This is a genomic window from Cellulomonas hominis (assembly GCF_014201095.1).
Lineage (GTDB): Bacteria > Actinomycetota > Actinomycetes > Actinomycetales > Cellulomonadaceae > Cellulomonas > Cellulomonas hominis.
In genome coordinates this window covers 4,162,488-4,180,776 of the sequence record NZ_JACHDN010000001.1, presented here as the reverse complement: position 1 = coordinate 4,180,776, position 18,289 = coordinate 4,162,488, and the positions used below count along the sequence as shown (strand labels likewise).

18 protein-coding genes and 1 pseudogene are annotated in these 18,289 nt (G+C 74.3%); 12 read left to right on the top strand and 7 right to left on the bottom strand.

Features of this window, described 5'->3' with window-relative positions; all coding sequences use genetic code 11:
* The first annotated feature begins 76 nt into the window (after nt 1-76).
* Genes HNR08_RS19835 through HNR08_RS19805 form a run of 7 tightly spaced genes read left to right on the top strand, consistent with a single transcriptional unit; the run spans nt 77 to nt 7,771 of the window.
* Nucleotides 77-922 carry an STAS domain-containing protein gene (locus HNR08_RS19835; RefSeq protein ID WP_146837957.1) on the top strand — a complete coding sequence of 282 codons (846 nt, stop codon included), beginning with the start codon at nt 77-79 and terminating at the stop codon, nt 920-922.
* Entirely contained in the window at nt 922-1,326 is a 405-nt protein-coding gene (locus HNR08_RS19830) for an STAS domain-containing protein (protein ID WP_221286393.1), read from the top strand. The genes HNR08_RS19835 and HNR08_RS19830 overlap by 1 nt, the downstream gene beginning before the upstream one ends.
* Nucleotides 1,323-1,739: an anti-sigma regulatory factor gene (locus HNR08_RS19825; RefSeq protein WP_146837955.1), complete on the top strand. Its 417-nt coding sequence runs from the start codon at nt 1,323-1,325 to the stop codon at nt 1,737-1,739. The genes HNR08_RS19830 and HNR08_RS19825 overlap by 4 nt, the downstream gene beginning before the upstream one ends.
* Nucleotides 1,727-2,749: an ATP-binding protein gene (locus HNR08_RS19820; RefSeq protein ID WP_146837953.1), complete on the top strand. Its 1,023-nt coding sequence runs from the start codon at nt 1,727-1,729 to the stop codon at nt 2,747-2,749. The genes HNR08_RS19825 and HNR08_RS19820 overlap by 13 nt, the downstream gene beginning before the upstream one ends.
* Nucleotides 2,746-4,473, top strand: a complete 1,728-nt coding sequence (locus HNR08_RS19815) for a hybrid sensor histidine kinase/response regulator (protein ID WP_221286392.1) — start codon at nt 2,746-2,748, stop codon at nt 4,471-4,473. The genes HNR08_RS19820 and HNR08_RS19815 overlap by 4 nt, the downstream gene beginning before the upstream one ends.
* Complete coding sequence (locus tag HNR08_RS22845) at nt 4,470-6,056, top strand: SpoIIE family protein phosphatase (RefSeq protein WP_146837951.1); 1,587 nt, start codon at nt 4,470-4,472, stop codon at nt 6,054-6,056. The genes HNR08_RS19815 and HNR08_RS22845 overlap by 4 nt, the downstream gene beginning before the upstream one ends.
* A 56-nt stretch (nt 6,057-6,112) precedes the next feature.
* Nucleotides 6,113-7,771 carry an Eco57I restriction-modification methylase domain-containing protein gene (locus HNR08_RS19805; RefSeq protein ID WP_146837978.1) on the top strand — a complete coding sequence of 553 codons (1,659 nt, stop codon included), beginning with the start codon at nt 6,113-6,115 and terminating at the stop codon, nt 7,769-7,771.
* Between the two features lie 6 nt (nt 7,772-7,777).
* On the opposite strand, the gene HNR08_RS19800 is transcribed toward HNR08_RS19805, so the two are convergent.
* Nucleotides 7,778-8,824: a hypothetical protein gene (locus tag HNR08_RS19800; protein ID WP_246803070.1), complete on the bottom strand. Its 1,047-nt coding sequence runs from the start codon at nt 8,822-8,824 to the stop codon at nt 7,778-7,780.
* A gap of 106 nt (nt 8,825-8,930) precedes the next feature.
* On the opposite strand from HNR08_RS19800, the gene HNR08_RS19795 reads away from it, so the two are divergent.
* Nucleotides 8,931-9,530, top strand: a complete 600-nt coding sequence (locus tag HNR08_RS19795; protein WP_146837947.1) for a hypothetical protein — start codon at nt 8,931-8,933, stop codon at nt 9,528-9,530.
* Nucleotides 9,531-9,564: 34 nt separating this feature from the next.
* On the opposite strand, the gene HNR08_RS22085 is transcribed toward HNR08_RS19795, so the two are convergent.
* The 5 genes and pseudogenes from HNR08_RS22085 to HNR08_RS19775 all read right to left on the bottom strand — a co-directional run bounded on the left by HNR08_RS22085 (nt 9,565) and on the right by HNR08_RS19775 (nt 12,180).
* On the bottom strand, nt 9,565-10,065 hold the full coding sequence (locus HNR08_RS22085; protein WP_246803071.1) for a glutathione peroxidase: 501 nt from the start codon (nt 10,063-10,065) through the stop codon (nt 9,565-9,567).
* A 54-nt stretch (nt 10,066-10,119) separates the two neighbouring features.
* A pseudogene (locus HNR08_RS22080) lies at nt 10,120-10,650 on the bottom strand (WecB/TagA/CpsF family glycosyltransferase); the annotation flags it as partial.
* A gap of 218 nt (nt 10,651-10,868) precedes the next feature.
* Nucleotides 10,869-11,321 (bottom strand): SRPBCC family protein, encoded by a 453-nt coding sequence (locus HNR08_RS19785; RefSeq protein ID WP_146837943.1) that lies wholly within the window; start codon nt 11,319-11,321, stop codon nt 10,869-10,871.
* 2 nt (nt 11,322-11,323) lie between these two features.
* Nucleotides 11,324-11,677 carry an ArsR/SmtB family transcription factor gene (locus HNR08_RS19780; protein WP_146837941.1) on the bottom strand — a complete coding sequence of 118 codons (354 nt, stop codon included), beginning with the start codon at nt 11,675-11,677 and terminating at the stop codon, nt 11,324-11,326.
* Nucleotides 11,674-12,180 (bottom strand): SRPBCC domain-containing protein, encoded by a 507-nt coding sequence (locus HNR08_RS19775; protein ID WP_221286390.1) that lies wholly within the window; start codon nt 12,178-12,180, stop codon nt 11,674-11,676. The genes HNR08_RS19780 and HNR08_RS19775 overlap by 4 nt, the downstream gene beginning before the upstream one ends.
* A gap of 189 nt (nt 12,181-12,369) precedes the next feature.
* Here HNR08_RS19775 and HNR08_RS19770 point away from each other — a divergent pair, with 189 nt between their 5' ends.
* Genes HNR08_RS19770 through HNR08_RS19760 form a run of 3 tightly spaced genes read left to right on the top strand, consistent with a single transcriptional unit; the run spans nt 12,370 to nt 16,462 of the window.
* On the top strand, nt 12,370-14,103 hold the full coding sequence (locus HNR08_RS19770) for an ABC transporter ATP-binding protein (protein WP_146837939.1): 1,734 nt from the start codon (nt 12,370-12,372) through the stop codon (nt 14,101-14,103).
* Complete coding sequence (locus HNR08_RS19765) at nt 14,100-16,088, top strand: ABC transporter ATP-binding protein (RefSeq protein WP_146837937.1); 1,989 nt, start codon at nt 14,100-14,102, stop codon at nt 16,086-16,088. Before HNR08_RS19770 ends, HNR08_RS19765 begins: the two co-directional genes overlap by 4 nt.
* Nucleotides 16,085-16,462 carry a hypothetical protein gene (locus HNR08_RS19760; protein WP_246803069.1) on the top strand — a complete coding sequence of 126 codons (378 nt, stop codon included), beginning with the start codon at nt 16,085-16,087 and terminating at the stop codon, nt 16,460-16,462. Before HNR08_RS19765 ends, HNR08_RS19760 begins: the two co-directional genes overlap by 4 nt.
* Before the next feature lie 31 nt (nt 16,463-16,493).
* Here the strand turns inward: HNR08_RS19760 and HNR08_RS19755 are convergent, their stop codons facing one another.
* The gene (locus HNR08_RS19755) at nt 16,494-17,249 is read right to left on the bottom strand and encodes a VOC family protein (RefSeq protein ID WP_146837935.1); all 756 of its coding nucleotides are present in this window, start codon (nt 17,247-17,249) and stop codon (nt 16,494-16,496) included.
* 137 nt (nt 17,250-17,386) lie between these two features.
* Between HNR08_RS19755 and HNR08_RS19750 the strand changes: the two genes are divergently transcribed.
* Nucleotides 17,387-18,232 carry an ABC transporter ATP-binding protein gene (locus tag HNR08_RS19750; protein WP_146837972.1) on the top strand — a complete coding sequence of 282 codons (846 nt, stop codon included), beginning with the start codon at nt 17,387-17,389 and terminating at the stop codon, nt 18,230-18,232.
* The last annotated feature ends 57 nt before the right edge of the window (nt 18,233-18,289 follow it).

The following is an 18,289-nucleotide window of genomic DNA, read 5'->3' as shown; positions in this document are numbered from 1 at the left end:
CTGACCTCGGCTGTAGCATCGCGCCGCGCCCCGGACGACGGGGCCGCGCAGCCGCACCGAACCAGGAGACCCCCGCATGCCCTCGGACGCCGCCCGCCTCGCCCAGATCCTCGAGAGCCGGCGGGAGGAGATCTCCGCGGCGTGGCTGGAGGCCGTCGTGTCGGAGCTGCGGGGCCGCACCACCCGCGCCGAGGCCGAGCGCGAGCAGGCCGACATCCTCGAGGCGCTGACCGCCGGCCTGCGGCAGGGCGGCACCCGGCTCACCGAGCCGGCGTTCGACGCGCTGCGCGGGCTGCTCGCGGAGCTGTCCGCCGCCCGCGCCCGGCTCGGGTTCACGCCGCGCGAGACCGCGGTCGGGGTGTTCGCGCTGAAGGACGGCCTGTACGCCATCGGGGAGCGGGCGACCGACGGCGGCGAGATCGTGGACGTCACCGCGCTGCTGCGCCTGGTCGACGACCTCGGCCTGTTCACCTTCGAGTCGTTCGCCGCCGCGCGGGAGGCGATCATCGCCGAGCAGGCCGAGCAGCTGCTCGAGCTGTCGACGCCGGTGGTCAAGCTCTGGGAGGGCGTCGTCGCGGTGCCGCTGGTCGGCACGCTGGACTCGGCCCGCACGCAGGTCGTCATGGAGAAGCTGCTGCAGACCCTCGTGGACACCGGCTCGGAGCACGCGATCATCGACATCACCGGCGTGCCCGCCGTGGACACCCAGGTGGCGCAGCACCTGCTGAAGACCGTGGTCGCGGCGCGCCTCATGGGCGCGGAGTGCACCATCTCGGGCATCCGGCCGCAGATCGCGCAGACGATCGTGGCGCTCGGCATCGAGTTCGGCGACATCAGCACCAAGGCGACGCTGGCCGACGCGCTGGTCGCCGCGCTGGGGGCGAACGGGTCGGCGCGGGCCGCCGCGGCCCCGGTGGCGTGATGGACGCCGTCCCGATCCTCAAGCTCGGGTCGACGCTGCTCGTCTCGATCCAGGTGGACCTCCAGGACCAGAGCGCCCTGCAGCTGCAGGAGGACCTCGCCGAGCGCATCACGCAGACCGGCGCGCGCGGGGTGCTCATCGACATCTCCGGCCTGGAGATCGTCGACAGCTTCATCGGCCGGATGCTCTCGTCCATCGCGGGCATCTCCCGGGTGCTGGACGCGACGACCGTGGTGGTCGGCATGCGGCCGGCCGTCGCGATCACGATGGTGGAGCTCGGGCTGTCCCTCGACGGCGTGCGCACGGCGCTCGACGTCGAGAAGGGCCTGCGCCTGCTGGAGCCGGCGGACGCCACGTCCCCCGAGGCCCTGCTGCTGGGCCTCGACGAGGCCGGGACCGCGTGACCACCACCGATCCCGCGGCCGCCGAGCGGCTGGCCATCGCCACCGACGGCGACGTCGTCCGGGTGCGGCAGGCGGTCCGGGCGCTCGCGCAGGGCGCCCGGCTCTCCCTGGTCGACCAGACGAAGCTCGTCACCGCGGCGTCCGAGCTCGCCCGCAACACGCTGATCTACGGCGGGGGCGGCGAGGCGCTGCTGTCCGTCGAGACCAACGGGCGGCGCACCGGCGTGCGGGTGGAGTTCCGCGACGAGGGGCCGGGCATCCCCGACCTGGACCAGGCCATGACCGACGGGTGGACGAGCGGCAGCGGCCTCGGCCTCGGGCTGTCCGGGGCGCGCCGGCTGGTGGAGCAGTTCGCGATCGACACCGCGCCCGGCCGGGGCACGCGCGTCACGATCACGTCGTGGTCGCGGTGAGCGCCGACGGCACCGTCGAGGACGTCGCCTGGCTGACGGTCGACCACGTGAGCGCGGTCGGCACGGTGCGGCGGGCGGCGTCCGCGCTGGCGTCCCGGGTCGGCATGCGCGAGGAGCGCGTCGGCGAGGTCGCGCTGGTGGTCACCGAGCTCGCGGCGAACCAGGTCCGGCACGCCGGGTCGGGCTCGGTGCTGCTGCGCGTGCGGCACCGGGCCGCCGGACCCGTCGTGGAGGCCGTCGCGGTCGACGCCGGTCCGGGGATCGGCGACGTCGAGGCCGCGCTGGAGGACGGGGTGTCGTCGGCGGGGACGCTGGGCATCGGGCTCGGGGCGGTCGCGCGGCTCGCGTCGTCCTGGGACGTCTGGACCCGGCCCGGGTCGGGCACGGTGATCGTGGCGAGCTTCGCCGCCGAGCGCGCGGACGGTGCGCCGGTCCCGGCCGCGGTCGGGGTCACCCGGCCGATGGCGGGCCAGGAGGTCTGCGGGGACGCGTACGCGGTCCGCGAGGACGACGGCGTGCTGACGCTGCTCCTCGCCGACGGGCTCGGCCACGGCCCGCTCGCGGCGGCCGCGAGCGGCGAGGCGGTGCGGGCGTTCCGGGCCGCCCCGCCCGGTGGCCCGGCGACCCTGCTCACGACCGTGCACCGGGCGCTGTCCGGCACCCGCGGCGCCGCGGCGGCGATCGCGCGGCTCGAGGCCGACCAGGTCCGGTACGCCGGCGTCGGCAACATCGCGGGCGTGGTGCTCGGCGGGGACGCGCGGCGGGCGATGATCAGCCACCCGGGCATCGTCGGCGGCCAGGCCCGGACCATCCGGGAGACGACCTACCCGCTGCCGCGCGGCGCCGTGGTGGTGATGCACAGCGACGGCGTCACCGAGCGCCAGACGCTCGAGGGCTACCCGGGCCTGCTGGCGCGCTCGCCGCTGGTGACGGCCGCGGTGCTGCTGCGGGACTTCGGGGTCCGGCGGGACGACGCGAGCGTCGTGGTGGCCCGCGCGGGGGCGGCGTGACGCCCGGCGCGGGGGAGGCCCGCGACCTGCTCGCGGTCGAGGTGCTCGCCGAGGGCGACGTCGTCGTGCTGCGGCAGGTCGGGCGGGAGGCCGGCGAGCTGCTCGGACTCGACCGGCAGGACCAGGTGCGCCTGGCCACCGCGCTGTCCGAGGTGGGGCGCGAGGTGGTCGCGGGCGGCCGCGGGCGCGCAGGCGGGGGGCGCGGGCGCGCGGTGCTGGCGGTCGCGCTGCGGCCGGTGGGGGCGGAGCTGAGCGTCCGGGTGAGCGGGCCGGGTCTGACGGCGGACGGCGGCGAGGGGGTCGCGGCGGCCCGGCGCCTGGTGGACCGGGTCGAGACGGCGGCCGGACCGGACGGCGAGCACGTCGTCGTGCTGCGCAAGTCCCTGCCCGACGGGTCGGCGCCCCCGGCGCACCGGTTCGACGAGATCCGCGCGGCCCTGTCCCGGCCGCGGTCCGCCGACGCGCTGGCCGAGCTCCGGGTGCAGAACGCCGAGCTGGTCCGGGCCCTCGACGCGCTGGCCGCCCGGGAGCAGGACCTGGTGCGGGCCAACGAGGAGCTCGAGGAGACGAACCGCGGCGTCGTCGCCATGTACACCCAGCTCTCCGACGAGCTGGAGGAGACGAACAGCGGCGTCGTCGCGCTCTACGCCGAGCTGGACGAGCGCGGCCGTCAGCTCGCGGCGGCGAACGACGCGAAGACGCGGTTCCTGCGCAGCGTCAGCCACGAGCTCCGGGCGCCGGTGAACTCGATCCTCGGGCTGGCGTCGCTGCTCGCCGACGGGGACCTCGACGAGGAGCAGCGGGTGCAGGTCGGGTACCTCGACACGAGCGCGCGGGCGCTGCTCGGCATGGTGAACGAGCTCCTGGACCTCGCGCGGGCCGAGTCCGGTCGGCAGCACGTGCGCCGGGTCCGGGTGGACCTGCCCGCGCTGGTGGCGGAGCTCGGCGGCACCGTCCGGCCCCTGCTGCGCCCGGGCGTCGACCTGCGGCTCGCGGTGCCGGACGGGCTGGTCGTCCACACCGATCCCGAGCTGCTCGGGCGGGTGCTGCGGAACCTGCTCACCAACGCGGCGAAGTTCACGGAGCAGGGCGCGCTCGCCGTCGAGGTGACCGGCCCGGGGGATGCCGACGGCGTCGTGATCCGGGTGCGGGACACCGGTCTCGGCATCGCCCCCGAGCACCTCGACGCCGTGTTCGACGAGTTCTTCCAGGTGCCGAACCGGTTGCAGCCGTCGGTCAAGGGCACGGGCCTCGGCCTGCCGTACGCGCGGCGGGTGGCCGAGGCGCTGGGCGGGACGCTGGAGGCTGCGAGCGAGGTCGGCCGGGGGAGCACGTTCACGCTCACCCTGGAGCGGACCGGCGTGCCGGCGGTCGGGCGGGTGCTGCTCGTCGACGACGACGGCGCGAGCCGGGCGGTGCTGCGCGGGCTGCTCGCGGAGTTCGCCGCCGAGGTCCGCGAGGCGCGGGACGGCGCCGAGGCGCTGACCGCGGTGGCGGCCGAGCGGCCCGACGTGGTGCTGCTCGACGTGCGGATGCCCGGGCTGGACGGCCCGGCGGTGCTGGCCGCGCTGCGGTCCGACGCCGCGACCGCGGACCTGCCCGTCGTGCTCGTGTCCAGCGGGGAGACACCCGGCGCGGACGCCCCGTTCCTCGACAAGTCCGACCTGGACGCCGCGACGCTCGCGCGGGCGCTGCGGGCGGCCGCGGGGACGGCGGCCCCGTGACCGACGCCCCGCGCCGCGTGCTCGTCGTCGACGACACCGAGGCGCACCGCTACGTCATGGCGTCGTGGCTGCGCCGCGCCGGCTACGCCGTGACCGAGGCGGCGACCGGGCGGCACGCGCTCGACCTCGCCCCGGGGCACGACGCCGTGGTCCTCGACGTGAACCTGCCGGACATGTCGGGCCTCGACGTGTGCGAGCGGATCAAGGCGGACGAGGCGACCGCCGCGCCCGTCGTGCACGTGTCCGCGACGTCCATCGACGCCCGGTCCCGCACGTCGGGGCTGGAGCGCGGGGCGGACGCCTACCTGGTCGAGCCGCTGGACCGCGACGAGTTCCTCGCGACCGTCGCGGCGCTGTGCCGGTCGCACGCCGCGCGCCGGGGCATCACCGAGCACGCGCGCCGGCTCGCGGACCTCACGGCGACGATCGTCCCGCTCGCGTCGGCGGGGTCTCTGGACGAGCTCGTGGCCGCCGCGGTCCAGGGCGCGGCGACGGTGTTCGACGCGCCCGTCGTCGTGGTCGCCGCCGCGCCGGACGGCATGGCCACCCGGGTGGTGTGCGCCGGGCCGGGCCGCCCCGTCGTGCGCGGCCGGCTGCTGGCGCCCGTGTCGCCGCCGGTGGGCCCCGGACCGTACGACAGCACCGCCGCGGACGCCCCCGGCGTGTGGCGGGAGATGCTCGACCGGGCGGGCGTCGCGCCGACGGCCTGGCTCGTCGTGCCCGCCGTCGACGGCTCGGGCCGCGCCCTCGGCGGGTTCGCCGTCGCGACGCCGGACGGGCCGCTCGGGGCGGAGGACCTCGACCTCGCCGAGCAGCTCGGGGCGGCGCTCGGCGGGGCGCTCGCCACCCTGCGGTCGTACGCCGAGGAGCACCTCATCGCGCTCACGCTCCAGCGGTCGATGCTGCCGCACGCCCTGCCCGAGCCGCCGGGTCTGCGGATGGCCGCCCGGTACAGCGCCTCCGACGCGCAGCTCAGCGTCGGAGGGGACTTCTACGACGCCCTGGAGCTGCCCGACGGCCGGGTCGCCGTCGTGATCGGCGACGTGCAGGGCCACTCGCTGCGCGCCGCGACCGTCATGGCGCAGCTCCGGTTCTCGCTGCACGCCTACCTGCTGGAGGGCCACCCGCCCGCGCGGGCGCTCGACCTGCTGCACGACCTGCTGGTGCGCAGCCACCCCGAGCTCGTGTCGGTGTGCGTCGCGGTGCTGGACCTGCGCGACGGCACCGTCGAGGTCGTGAACGCCGGGCACCTGCCGCCGCTGCTGGTGACGCCCGAGGGGGCGCGGTACGTGCGGGCGTCCTCCCCGCTGCTCGGCGTCGGGCGGACGCAGGACCGGGCCGTCGAGCGGATCGCCACCGACGGGCCGTGCACGCTCGTGCTGGTCACGGACGGGCTGCTGGAGCGGCGCACCGGGAACCTGCGGGAGGCGCTCGACCGGATGGCGGAGGTCGCCGCGGCCGCGCGGACGCTGGACGCCGGCGAGCTGTGCGACGTGCTGCTCGGGCGGTTCGACGCGCACGAGCGGGACGACGACGTGGCGGTGCTGGCGGTGCACCTGATGGGGGAGCGGAGCGGGGCTTGAGGGCGCGGCGGTCCGCGGCCGTGTCCGACCCCCGTGAGAGGATCCGGACCGTGGCGATGGCGGAGCCGACCGAGGTCGAGTACGGGGAGGTGTTCACCCGTCGGTGGGTCGTCGACGCGCTGCTGGACATGGTGGGCTACCGGGTCGAGACGGACCTCGCTGCCTCGACGATCATCGAGCCCGCCGTGGGTTCGGGTGCGTTCCTGGGCCCGATCGTCGAGCGCCTGTGCCGGAGCGCTCGTCGGCACGACGTCCCCTTCGCGGAGTTGGCCGATGCGATCCGGGCGTACGACCTGCAGGGGCAGCACGTCGAGGCGTGCAGAGCACTCGTCGTCGGCACGCTCCGCGCGCACGGAGCGCACGACGGAGAAGCCCGATGGCTTGCGAATACCTGGGTGCACCACGGCGACTTCCTGCTGGACGACATCGACGCCGAGGCCGACTTCGTCGTCGGCAACCCGCCGTACGTCCGCGCCGATGATCTCGATGAGGCGACCGCGACCGCATACCGGGCCCGCTGGTCGACGATGTGGGGACGTTCAGACATCTTCGTCGGGTTCTACGAGCGCTCGCTGGGACTGCTCAAGCCCGGCGGTCGGCTCGGGTTCATCTGTGCCGACCGGTGGATGCGCAACTCCTACGGCGCTCGCCTTCGACGCCTGATCTCGGACGGGTACTCCGTCGATGCGGTGTGGCAGATGCACGACGTCGACGCGTTCCATGCGGAGGTCGCCGCCTATCCCGCGATCACGGTGATCTCGAATCGCCCTCAGAGCGTGGTCGCGCTGCTCGAGACGACAGGGGAGTTCGGTGCCGAGGCGGCCGACGCCGCGGTCTCCTTCACCCTGGCTGAGTCCGACCGCGCCTGCGGCGACGGCTGGACGGGCGTGCGCCTGGAGGACTGGTTCGGCGGTGGCGACCTGTGGCCATCCGGGAGCCCTGGGCTGATCGCGCTCCTCGAACACCTGAACGAGAACTTCCCGCGGCTCGAGGACACTGGCGGGACGACGAAGATCTCGATCGGGGTCGCGTCAGGAGCCGACAAGGTGTTCATCGTCGACGCCGACGAGGTCGACATCGAGCCCGACCGGCTGCTTCCGCTGGTCATGGCGGACGACATCCGCACGGGGGTCCTCTCGGATCACCGTCGTCGGTGCCTGATCAATCCGTGGGACGGGCGGGGCGAGCTCGTGGACCTTCAGCGGTACCCCCGCATGGCGCGGTTGCTCGCGGCCGATCCCGCGGTTCGAAAGCGGTTTGTCGCGAGGCGACGTCCCACGGCGTGGTACCGCACGATCGACAGGGTGTACCCGGGCTTGGCAGAGCGGCCCAAGCTCTTGCTGCACGACATGAAGGCCCAGATCACACCGGTGTTCGAGCCGGGCGGGCTCTACCCGCACCACAACCTGTACTACATCGTGTCCACCGGATGGGACCTCGAAGTGCTGGGCGGTCTCCTGCTCAGCCGCGTCGCCGAGGCGTTCGTCGATGCGTACGGCGTCAAGATGCGTGGCGGGACGATGCGCTTCCAGGCGCAGTACCTCCGGAAGATCCGTGTGCCGGCGCCTGAGTCGATCGACCGTCCGACGGCCGAGCGCCTCCGAGAGGCATTTCGCGACCGGGACCGTGTCGCAGCGACTGAGGCGGCGGCCAGGGCATACGGGTTGTCGGCGACGATGCTGGACGCCCTGGGACCGCGGGTCCGGACCGCCTGATCGGCCCTACTCGCGATCCCGCGGCCTCTTCAGGCGTGCGCGCGCGTCGCGGTGGAGCGTCACGGGGGTAGTGTCGAGCACCCTGCGCACCATCGTGGCGAGGAACGTCGCCGGGCTGAGCGCGTCCGGGATCGACGCGTGCTGAACCCGCACGGCCGGCATCGCCGCGATCACCCCCTCGAGTTCGGAGATCGCCACGACAGGCATGCCCTCGTCGGCCTCGGGGTCGCTCTCCAACCCTGCCGCGACCAGGGCGTCGTCGGCATCGAGGGTGTCGTCGTCGTCGATCTCACCCCCGTAGTCGAGCATGACCAGGCATGTCGCGTGGTAAGCGTCGTCCTCGCGTCCCAGCTTCTCCAGCAGGTCGATCAGCCACTCGGCCTTCTCGGGCTCCTCCTGGAGGATCGTGGACCTCAGTCCGAATACGAATCCCAACGCGGCCAGCGGGTGACGAAGGCGGAGGTTCTTGGCGTCGCCGTACGACTCCTCGATCCGGTTGGCCGCGTTCTTGCCGAACGACGAGTCCATGCGCTTCGTCGAGATCAGGATCTCGGGGCCGGTCTGCCAGTCCGACATGATGACGTCGACCTGCTTGAGATAGTTCTTGCCCAGGATGCTCGCGGAGGCGCTCGTGACCTCCTTGACCGTGGCTTTCGACCGCAGCAGGTGCTCGATCTCCTTGGCCAGCCTCCGCGGGGCGGCGGCGATGAGGTTGGCCACCGGCTGCGGGAGGATGCGCGGGTGGCTCGCCCGGGGCCACACGGAGTCCGGCCCGAACCCGGCGCGTCGGAGTTCGTGGCTCAGCCAGACGTCCAGCGCCAGCGCAGGCACCCCGGTCTGCGTCGTCGCCCTGAGGTGGAGCGGGACGCTCAAGAGCCTTTCGAGGGTGTCGAAGTCGGGCTCGTAGGAGAGGCGCCCGTCGACCTCCCGCACCCACGGGTTGGAGTGGGCGCTGTCGGGCGCTGCGTCGCTGATGATCCGATCGAAGTACGCCCAGGCTTCTGTCTTCAGGCTCACCGGTGCTTCCGTCCACTCTGCGTCGGGGAGGTTCACGTCCTGATCAGGAGGTTAGCGGTAGCGGAGGTTCCTCAGGCCCCGTGTGCCGGTAGCGTCTGCACCGACCGCAGCCGCAGCCGTCGACCACCCACCAGGAGGACGCGTGCCGCGCGCCGAGCACCTCACCGACGACCAGGTCCGCGGGCTGCTGGCCGTGATGGCCGGTGCGACACCGCTGCCGCGCGGCAACGTCGCCCACCAGTACCTGCCGTCGGCCGGCCCGGACCTCGTCCCCCTGCTGGCGGAGGCGTACGGCTCGGAGCGTCGAGCCCCGGTGCGTCGGGACCTCGTGACGTTCGCCGGGTCCCGCGTGCGCACCGACCCGCGGGTGCTCGAGCTCGCGGCGAGCGCGCTCCGTGACCGAGCCCCCCAGGTCCGCGGCGCGGCCCTCTTCTTGTACGCGCGCACAGAGGACCCCGCGGTCGTCCCGACCCTTCTGGCGTGGTCGCCACCGACGGAAGGGGACGCGGGGCTGCGGGACCGGGCCATCCGCGCTGCCCGGGAGCGCGACGTGCAGGAGTGGGTGCGCTTCACCGCGTACGACGAGATCGTCCCGTGGTCCGGGACCACCGAGGCGCCCGGCAGCCCCGAGTTCTGCCGGTCGGTCGACGTCTTCATCCGGGAGTACGCGGCGAGTCTCGTGCCGGGCCTGGAGCGGGTGCTCGGGTCCCTGTACCTGGAGCACCTCGCGCCCCGGCCGTAGCGCGCGCACCGGCGGCCGACCCGGTGCACCGGCCTCAGGCGTCGCGGGTGCCCGCCCCCAGGTACTCCTCGATCGCCTCGACGACCTCCGGCGCGTCAGGCGTGGTCCGTGGCCGGAACCGTCGCACGGAGCCGTCCGGGTGCACGAGGAACTTCTCGAAGTTCCACTGCACGCGCCCGGCCTTGCCGCCGGCGTCCGGGACCTGGGTCAGCGCGCGGTACAGCGGGTGCGCACCGCGCCCGTTGACCTTGACCTTCTCGGTCATGGGGAACGTCACGCCCCAGGTCGCGGAGCAGTACTCGGCGATGGCGTCCGACGAGCCGAGCTCCTGCAGGAACTGGTTGCTCGGGACGCCGAGCACGGTGAACCCCCGGTCGCCGTAGGTGCGCTGCAGCTCCTCGAGCTGCTCGTACTGCGGGGCGAGCCCGCAGCGCGAGGCCACGTTGACCACGAGGGCGACGCGGCCCCCGGTCAGCGCGCCGAAGGTGGTGCGCTCGCCGCGCAGCGTGGTGATCTCGATGTCGCCCAGGTCCATGCGCCGATCCTCACACCTCCGGCTCGGGGACGAGGGCCCCGGCCCACCGAAGGCGAGCTGCACGCGCGCCCCGGTCAGCGGCCCGTACCGGAGGATCCAGCGTTCCTGGCGCGGTTTGCCGAGCCCGACGACCAGCACCTCGACGCCGGCGGCGCGCACCCGGTCGGCCCAGTCGCGGGACCGGGCGGCGTCGTCCAGGTCCCCGCGGTCCGGCGACCACGCGCCGGCCACCACCAGGCCCGGCCGGTCCACCGCCAGCCGCTCCCCGAGCGCCGTGAGCACCTCGGGCCGGCCGCCGAGGAACCCGACGCGGAGACCCTGCACCTCGGCGGCGTCGAGGATCGGGTCGATCAGGTCGCTGCCCGCGAGGCGGGGCCAGGCGCGGCCGGTGAGGTGGGCCGCGTGCCGGACGAGCGGGGCGCCGTCGAGCAGGTTGAGCCACCGGACCGCGGGCGCCGCGGCGTCCTCGGGCCGGAACCGCGCCCGGGGCGGCTCGCCCGCCGCGGGGTGCGCCCAGGTGAACGGCACGAGCGAGGAGGGCCCGTGGCAGCCGAAGTGGTGGATGTGGTCGAGGTTCGCGCTCATCACGCCGAGCGGCCAGGGCTCGGTGCTGGTCGCGTGGGCGACGATGGTCGCGACGGCGTCCGGGGCGTCGAGCAGGTCGACCGGCGTACCGCCGAGGAGGACGCGCGGCCAGGCGGTGCGTGCGGTCATGTGCTTCACCGTCCGGAGGGGGTCGGCTGGTGCGGGGGGGCACGGGAGGGGAAGCAGGGGCACGACATCGCCGGCGGGCCCCGCGGGGGTCAGATCCGGTCCCAGTCGTCGATCTTCGGGTCCCGCGGCCACGGCCGGCCGGCGCCCTCCTCGACGAGGTCACGCAGGCTGAGCAGGAACGTCGCCCACTTCGTGCTGCAGTGGTGCAGGAACTCGACGGGCTCGGCCCAGCCCTCGTGCCGGAACAGCACGACCGTGAATTCACCCGCCGCCCGCAGGGCGAAGTCGATCTCGGTGCCCAGCCACTCCTCGGGCCCCTGTGCCACCCGCCAGCGCACGTGCGCGCCGGGATCGGCCGCCAGGACGTCGAGCAGGTAGGGCTCCGCGACCGGCGGGAAGGGTGCCGCGAGCCGCCCGCGCGGGCCGCCGTCGCCCGACGCGCCGGTCGCCCACCAGCCCGCCACGCCCTCCGCCGTCGTCAGCGCGCGGTACACGTCCGCGGCCGGGGCGCGCACGCCCACCCGGTGCCGGATCTCCGCCATGGTCAGTCCTCCTGCGGCGTCGTGGTGCGGGTGCGCCCGGCGTGGACCGCCTCCGCGAGGCGGGTGATGCGGCGGAGCCGGGCGTCCCAGGCGCGCCCGACGGCCTCGAGCTCGGCGACCGCGCGGGCCAGCTGCGCCGCATCCACCCGGTACCGGCGCTCCCGTCCCGCGACGGTCGCCCGGACCAGGCCGGCCCGGTCCAGCACCGCGAGGTGCTTGGCGACGGCCTGGCGGGTCACGGGTACCCGCTCGGCCAGGCTCGTCGCCGTGCCGCCGCCCTCGGCGAGCAGCAGGTCGAGCAGCCGGCGCCGGGTCGGGTCGCCGACAGCGGACCACAGCGTGTCGTCGGCGGTCACGGCCGGGCCTGCGCCAGCGCCGTCGCGTGCGCCGCGAGCCGGGGGAGGAACCAGTCCCACCCCTGGACGTGGTCGGCGTAGCGCTCCTCGAGGACCGCGACCTCCCAGCCGCGCTCCCGGAAGCCGGTCTCGACCATCCGCAGCAGGGTGCCTGCGCCGTCGGGCACGAGCTCGAAGGTCACGAGGTAGGAGTTCCCGGGGGCCGCCGCCTCGCCGGCCGCGTGCGTCCAGCGGAACGCGAAGACCCGGGGCGGGTCCGCCTCCACCACGGTGAGCCGCTCGACCACCGCGTCCGGCTCGCCGCGTGTGCCGAACACGAGCTCGCCCTCCGCGCCCGGTCGCGCCTCGCCGAGCACCGCGTCGTCCGACCACCACAGCGCCAGGTGCTCGGGGGTGCTCAGCACCTCGTAGACCACGTCCGGGGGCGCCGCCACGCGCACCTCCCGCTCGATGCTGCCGACCTCGCCCTCCATCGCCGCCTCCTCGCTTGTGCAACCGATCATTGCGCTTCACGCTACTCGGGCGCCGCGTCTCAGGCAACCATCGGTTGCCTGTCGGCCTGCGACCACTCAGCGCCGCCCAAAACGCTCGGTGGGTGTCGGTGGGTGTGCGTAGCCTGTCGGAGCCGAACCAGGACGGTCCCCCCACCGGCCGAGGCAACCGCCCCTCGACTCGTCGACATGGAGAACCGCGTGCTCGCACGACTGCTCTGGCGCTACCTGCGCCCCTACCGATGGCTGCTGGCCGGCGTGCTGGTGTTCCAGCTCTGCTCGGCCCTGGCGATGCTCTACCTGCCCAGCCTCAACGCCGACATCGTCGACCAGGGCGTGGCCCGCGGCGACACCGGCTACATCTGGCGGACCGGGGCGTTCATGCTCACGGTGTCGCTCGGCCAGATCCTCGCGGCGATCGCCGCCACCTACTGCGCGGCCCGCGCGGCGATGCAGGCGGGTCGCGACATCCGCGACGACGTCTACGAGCGGGTCAGCGGGTTCTCGGAGCGCGAGATCTCCCGGTTCGGCGCCGGCTCGCTCATCACCCGCAACACCAACGACGTCCAGCAGGTGCAGATGCTGGCCATGATGGGCGCGACCATGCTGGTCTCCGCCCCGATGCTCGCGATCGGCGGCATCGTCATGGCCCTGCGGCAGGACGTCGGGCTGTCCTGGCTGATCGCCGTGTCCGTCCCGGTGCTGCTGGTCATCGCCGCCCTCATCATCGGCCGGATGGTCCCGCTGTTCCGGTCCTACCAGGGCAAGCTCGACGCGGTGAACCGCATCATGCGCGAGCAGCTCACCGGCGTGCGGGTGGTCCGCGCGTTCGTCCGGGAGGACATCGAGTCCGAGCGGTTCGGTGTCGCGAACACCGACATCATGGTCGTCGGCCGGAAGATCGGGTCGCTGTTCGTCGTCCTGTTCCCGCTGGCGATGCTCGTGCTCAACGTCACCGTGGTCGGCGTCATCTGGTTCGGCGGCATCGAGGTCGACGCGGGGAACGTCCAGATCGGCACCCTGCTCGCCTTCATGCAGTACATCGGCCAGATCCTCATGGGCGTCCTCATGGCCACCTTCATGACCGTGATGATCCCGCGCGCCGCCGTGTCGGCCGAGCGCATCAGCGAGGTGCTGGGCTCGCGGTCCACGCTCGCCGAGGCCGCCGACCCCGTGCGCGAGGCGACCCGCCCGGGGGAGGTCGCGTTCGAGGACGTGACGTTCGCCTACCCGGAGGCCGAGCACCCCGTGCTGTCGGGCCTGACGTTCACCGCGCGGCCCGGGCAGACGCTCGCCGTCATCGGGTCGACCGGCTCCGGCAAGACGACGCTCGTCTCGCTGATCCCGCGCCTGTTCGACGCCACCGGCGGCACGGTGCGCGTCGGCGGGACCGACGTCCGGGACGCCGAGCTCGAGTCGCTGTGGTCCGGCATCGGCCTGGTGCCGCAGCGGCCGTTCCTGTTCGCGGGGACCGTCGCGTCCAACCTCCGCCTCGGCCAGGAGGACGCGACGGACGCCGACCTGTGGCAGGCGCTCGAGATCGCGCAGGCCTCGGACTTCGTCGCGCAGATGGACGGCGGCCTCGAGGCCCGGATCGCCCAGGGCGGCACCAACGTCTCCGGCGGTCAGCGGCAGCGCCTGGCGATCGCGCGGGCCCTGGTCCGTCGCCCCCCGGTGCTCGTGTTCGACGACTCGTTCTCGGCGCTCGACCTCGCGACGGACGCCCGGCTGCGCCAGGCGCTGTGGCGCGAGCTGCCGGAGGTCACCAAGATCGTCGTCGCCCAGCGGGTGTCCACGGTGACCGACGCCGACCAGATCCTCGTGCTCGAGGACGGCCGCGTCGCCGGGCTCGGCACCCACGCCGAGCTCCTGGCCGGCAACCAGACCTACCGCGAGATCGCGGAGTCCCAGCTCTCCGTGGAGGCCGGCCGATGAGCGAGAAGACCGAGGTCCTCACGGAGGACGAGAAGCTCGAGATCGAGCTCGGGGAGCAGGCGCGGATCGCGTCGGACTCCTGGGAGGGCGTCGCGCCCGGCAAGGCCGACAACTTCAAGCAGTCGTTCGGCCGGATGATCGGCCTGCTGGCCCCGTACAAGGTGGCGCTCGTCGCGGTGACCCTGATGGGTGCCGCGGGCGTCGTGCTCACCGTGCTCGCACCCCGGGTGCTCGGGCGCGCCACCGACGCGGTGTTCGAGGGCTTCGTGTCCCGGCAGCTCCCGGCGGGGATCACCCAGGACCAGGCCGTCGCCGGCCTGCGCGCGCAGGGCCAGGACCAGCTCGCGGACATGGTCGCGGCCATGGACCGGGTCGTGCCCGGGGAGGGCATCGACTTCGACCTGCTGGGCCGGCTGCTGCTCACGGTGCTCGCGCTGTACGTCACGAGCGCGCTGCTCATGTGGCTGCAGGGCTACATCATCAACGTCGTCATGGTGCGGGCCATGTGGCGGCTGCGCGAGTCCGTCGAGGCGAAGATCAACCGGCTGCCGCTGGCGTACTTCGACAAGGTGCAGCGCGGCGAGCTGATCTCCCGCGTCACCAACGACATCGACAACATCACGCAGACGATGCAGCAGTCGCTGTCCACCGCGCTGACCTCGATCCTCACGGTCATCGGCGTGCTGGTCATGATGTTCTCGATCTCGTGGCAGCTCGCCCTCGTGGCGCTGGTCTCCCTGCCGCTGATGGGCGTCATCTTCGGGGTCATCGGGCCGAAGTCGCAGAAGGCCTTCGGCATCCAGTGGCGCAAGGTCGGCCGGCTGAACGCCCGCGTCGAGGAGTCCTTCTCCGGCCACGCGCTCGTCAAGGTGTTCGGCCGCCGCCGCGACTTCCAGGACAAGTTCCGGGCGGAGAACGAGGAGCTCTACCAGGCCTCGTTCAAGGCGCAGTTCCTCTCCGGGATCATCTGGCCGGGCATGTCCTTCGTCGGGAACCTCACCTACGTCGGCATCGCGGTGCTCGGCGGCCTCATGGTCGCGAACGGCACGATGCGGCTGGGCAGCGTGCAGGCGTTCATCCAGTACGCCCAGATGTTCACGCAGCCGCTGTCCGAGCTCGGCGGCATGGCCGCGGTGGTCCAGTCCGGCACGGCCTCGGCGGAGCGCGTGTTCCAGCTGCTCGACGAGGACGAGCAGAGCACCGAGCCCGCGGACGCGCCCCGGCCGGCCGAGGGCGACGGCACCATCGAGTTCGAGCACGTGCAGTTCTCGTACCGCCCGGACCAGCCGCTGATCGAGGACCTCTCGTTCACGGTGCGCCCCGGGCAGACGGTCGCGATCGTCGGGCCGACCGGCGCGGGCAAGACCACGCTGGTCAACCTGCTCATGCGGTTCTACGAGCTGGACGGCGGCCGGATCCTGGTCAACGGCCAGGACATCGCGACGCTGACCCGGCACGACGCCCGGGCCCGCACCGGCATGGTGCTGCAGGACCCGTGGCTGTTCGCCGGCACCATCCGGGAGAACATCCGCTACGGCCGGCAGTCCGCCACCGACGAGGAGGTGCTGGCCGCGGCCCGCGCCACGTACGTGGACCGGTTCGTGCACTCGCTGCCGCACGGGTACGACACCGTGCTGGAGGAGGACGCGGCGAACCTGTCGGCGGGGGAGAAGCAGCTGCTCACGATCGCCCGCGCGTTCGTGGCGCAGCCGTCGGTGCTCATCCTCGACGAGGCCACCTCGTCCGTGGACACCCGCACCGAGCGGCTGCTGCAGCGCGCCATGGCGTCCCTGCGGGAGGGGCGGACGTCGTTCGTCATCGCCCACCGGCTGTCCACCATCCGCGACGCCGACCTCATCCTCGTGATGGAGCACGGCGCCATCGTGGAGCAGGGCACGCACGACGAGCTCATCGCCGCGGGCGGGGCGTACCACCGGCTGTACCAGTCGCAGTTCGCCGGTGCCGCGGTGGAGGAGCAGGTGTGACGCGCCTCGACCGGCCGACGTCCCCCGGGGTCCCCGGACCCCGGGGGACGGGGGCGTCCCGGCGCGGCCCGCTGCCGTCCGTGCCGACCGCCGTGCTCGCCGCCGCGACGCTCGTGCTCGGCTTCGCGGTCGCGGAGCTGACGGGCGTGCGCGCGCTCGGCGGCGTCGTGCTCGCGGGCGGCGTGGCGTGGTGCGCCGCGCGGAGTGTCCGATCGGCCGGCGTGCTGCGGGTCGCGGCTGTCGTGGCCCTCGGCGCGGTCTGCTTCGTCGCGTCGCACGTCGTGGCCGGGAGCCTCGGCGCCTGGCCGTCGGTCGTCCTGGCGGCGGCGGTGCTCGCCGCGGGGACCGCACTCCTGGTGGACCGCCGGGCCTGACGCCGGTCCGGGGCCCGGGGGGTGGACGCGGTCAGCCGCGCCCGGTCGTCGGGTCCCGGTCCGTCAGGCAGTACCGGCGTCCCGCCGGGTCGACGAGGACGGTCCACCGCTCCCGCACCCGCTCGACCCGCGCCCCGAGCGCTGCGTGCCGGGCGGTCTCCGCGTCCCGGTCGTCGCACGCGACGTCGAGGTGCGCCCGCACCGGGCCGGTCGGCTCGTCGAGCCGCTGCAGGAGGATCCGCAGCGGCAGGCCCGCGGGTCGCTCCAGGGGCACGAGCGTCGCACCGGACGCGGCGGGGCGCGGCGCCCACCCGGTGAGCGCCGGCCAGAACGCCGCCTCGGCGGCCCACCGGTCCGCCGGGACGTCGATCGCGTACTGGTCGACCAGGCTGGCGTGCGGGGCGGCTCCGGCGGCGGCGGGCCAGCGCTGCGGGGCGGGGCGGTGCCCGTGCTCCCCGGGGCGGACGAAGCAGAACGGCATCCCGCCCGGCGAGGTCAGGACGACGTGCCCGGACGCGGCCACCTCCCGGGCGCCGAGCGCGACCGCGACGTCCGCCGCCGCGCGGACGTCGGGCACGTGCAGGTCGAGGTGCACGCCGGGCGGCCCGGACCGGGTGCGCTGCGCGCGCAGGAAGGCGTCACCCGTCGGCGGCAGCACGGTCACGAACTCCTCGTCCGGGCCGCGGAACGCCGACAGCGTCCCCGCGGTGACGGCCTGCCAGTGCGCCAGGGTGGCGGCCCAGCCGTCGGCGGGTCCGTCGAGGAACGCGGTCGTCCACACGATCATGCGGCGCACGGTAGCGGCGCGGGCGGGGGAGCGTCCCGGGATTTGGCTGCGGCCACCTGCCACCCCGCGGACGCCCGATGGACTTCTGAGGTAAGGCTTCGCTAAGGTCCCGAGACGTGCCGCTGAACACCTCCGCGATGGCCGCTGCCGACGTCAGCATCGGCTACGGCGGCGACCCCGTCGTCACCGGCGCCAGCGTCGAGCTGGCTGCCGGGCGCGTGACCGCGCTGGTCGGGCCGAACGGCTCCGGCAAGTCGACGCTGCTGCGTGGCATGGCCCGGCTCCAGCGGCTGTCCGCCGGCCGGGTGACGCTCGCCGACGGCGACGCGGACGCGCTGTCCGCCCGCGAGTTCGCCCGGCGTGTGACGCTGCTGGCGCAGTCAAGGCCGACGCCCGCGGGCATCACGGTGCGGGACGCGGTCGAGTTCGGGCGGCACCCGCACCGGCAGGGCTGGCGGGGGAGCGACCCCGAGGGCCACGCCGCGGTGGACCGCGCGCTCGCCCTCGCCGGCATCGCCGACCTGGCGGGCCACGACGTCGACGCCCTGTCCGGCGGGCAGGTGCAGCGCGTCTGGTTCGCCTCCGCGCTCGCGCAGGACACCGGTGTGCTGCTGCTCGACGAGCCGACCAACCACCTGGACCTCCGGTACCAGGTCGAGGTGCTCGAGCTCATGCGCTCCCTCGCCGACGCCCATGGCGTCGCCGTCGGGGTCGTGCTGCACGACCTCGAGCAGGCCGCCGCGGTCGCCGACCGCGTGCTCGTGCTGAGCGACGGCCGCGTGGTCGCCGACGGTCCGCCCGAGCGCGCGATGACGTCCGCCCTGCTCAGCGAGGTGTACGACATCGACATCCAGGTCCGCACCGACCCCCGCACCGGGCACCTCGGCGTGCACGCCCCGCGGCTGCTGCTCCGGCGCGTCGCGGCGGCCCCCGAGCGGGCACCCGGTCCCGTCGCCGGCGTGCCGGACCCCGTCGGCGCCTGACGCCGGCCCCCTGACCCCCCACCCCGCGCCGACCGGTGCGGGGACTCCGGGCGCGAC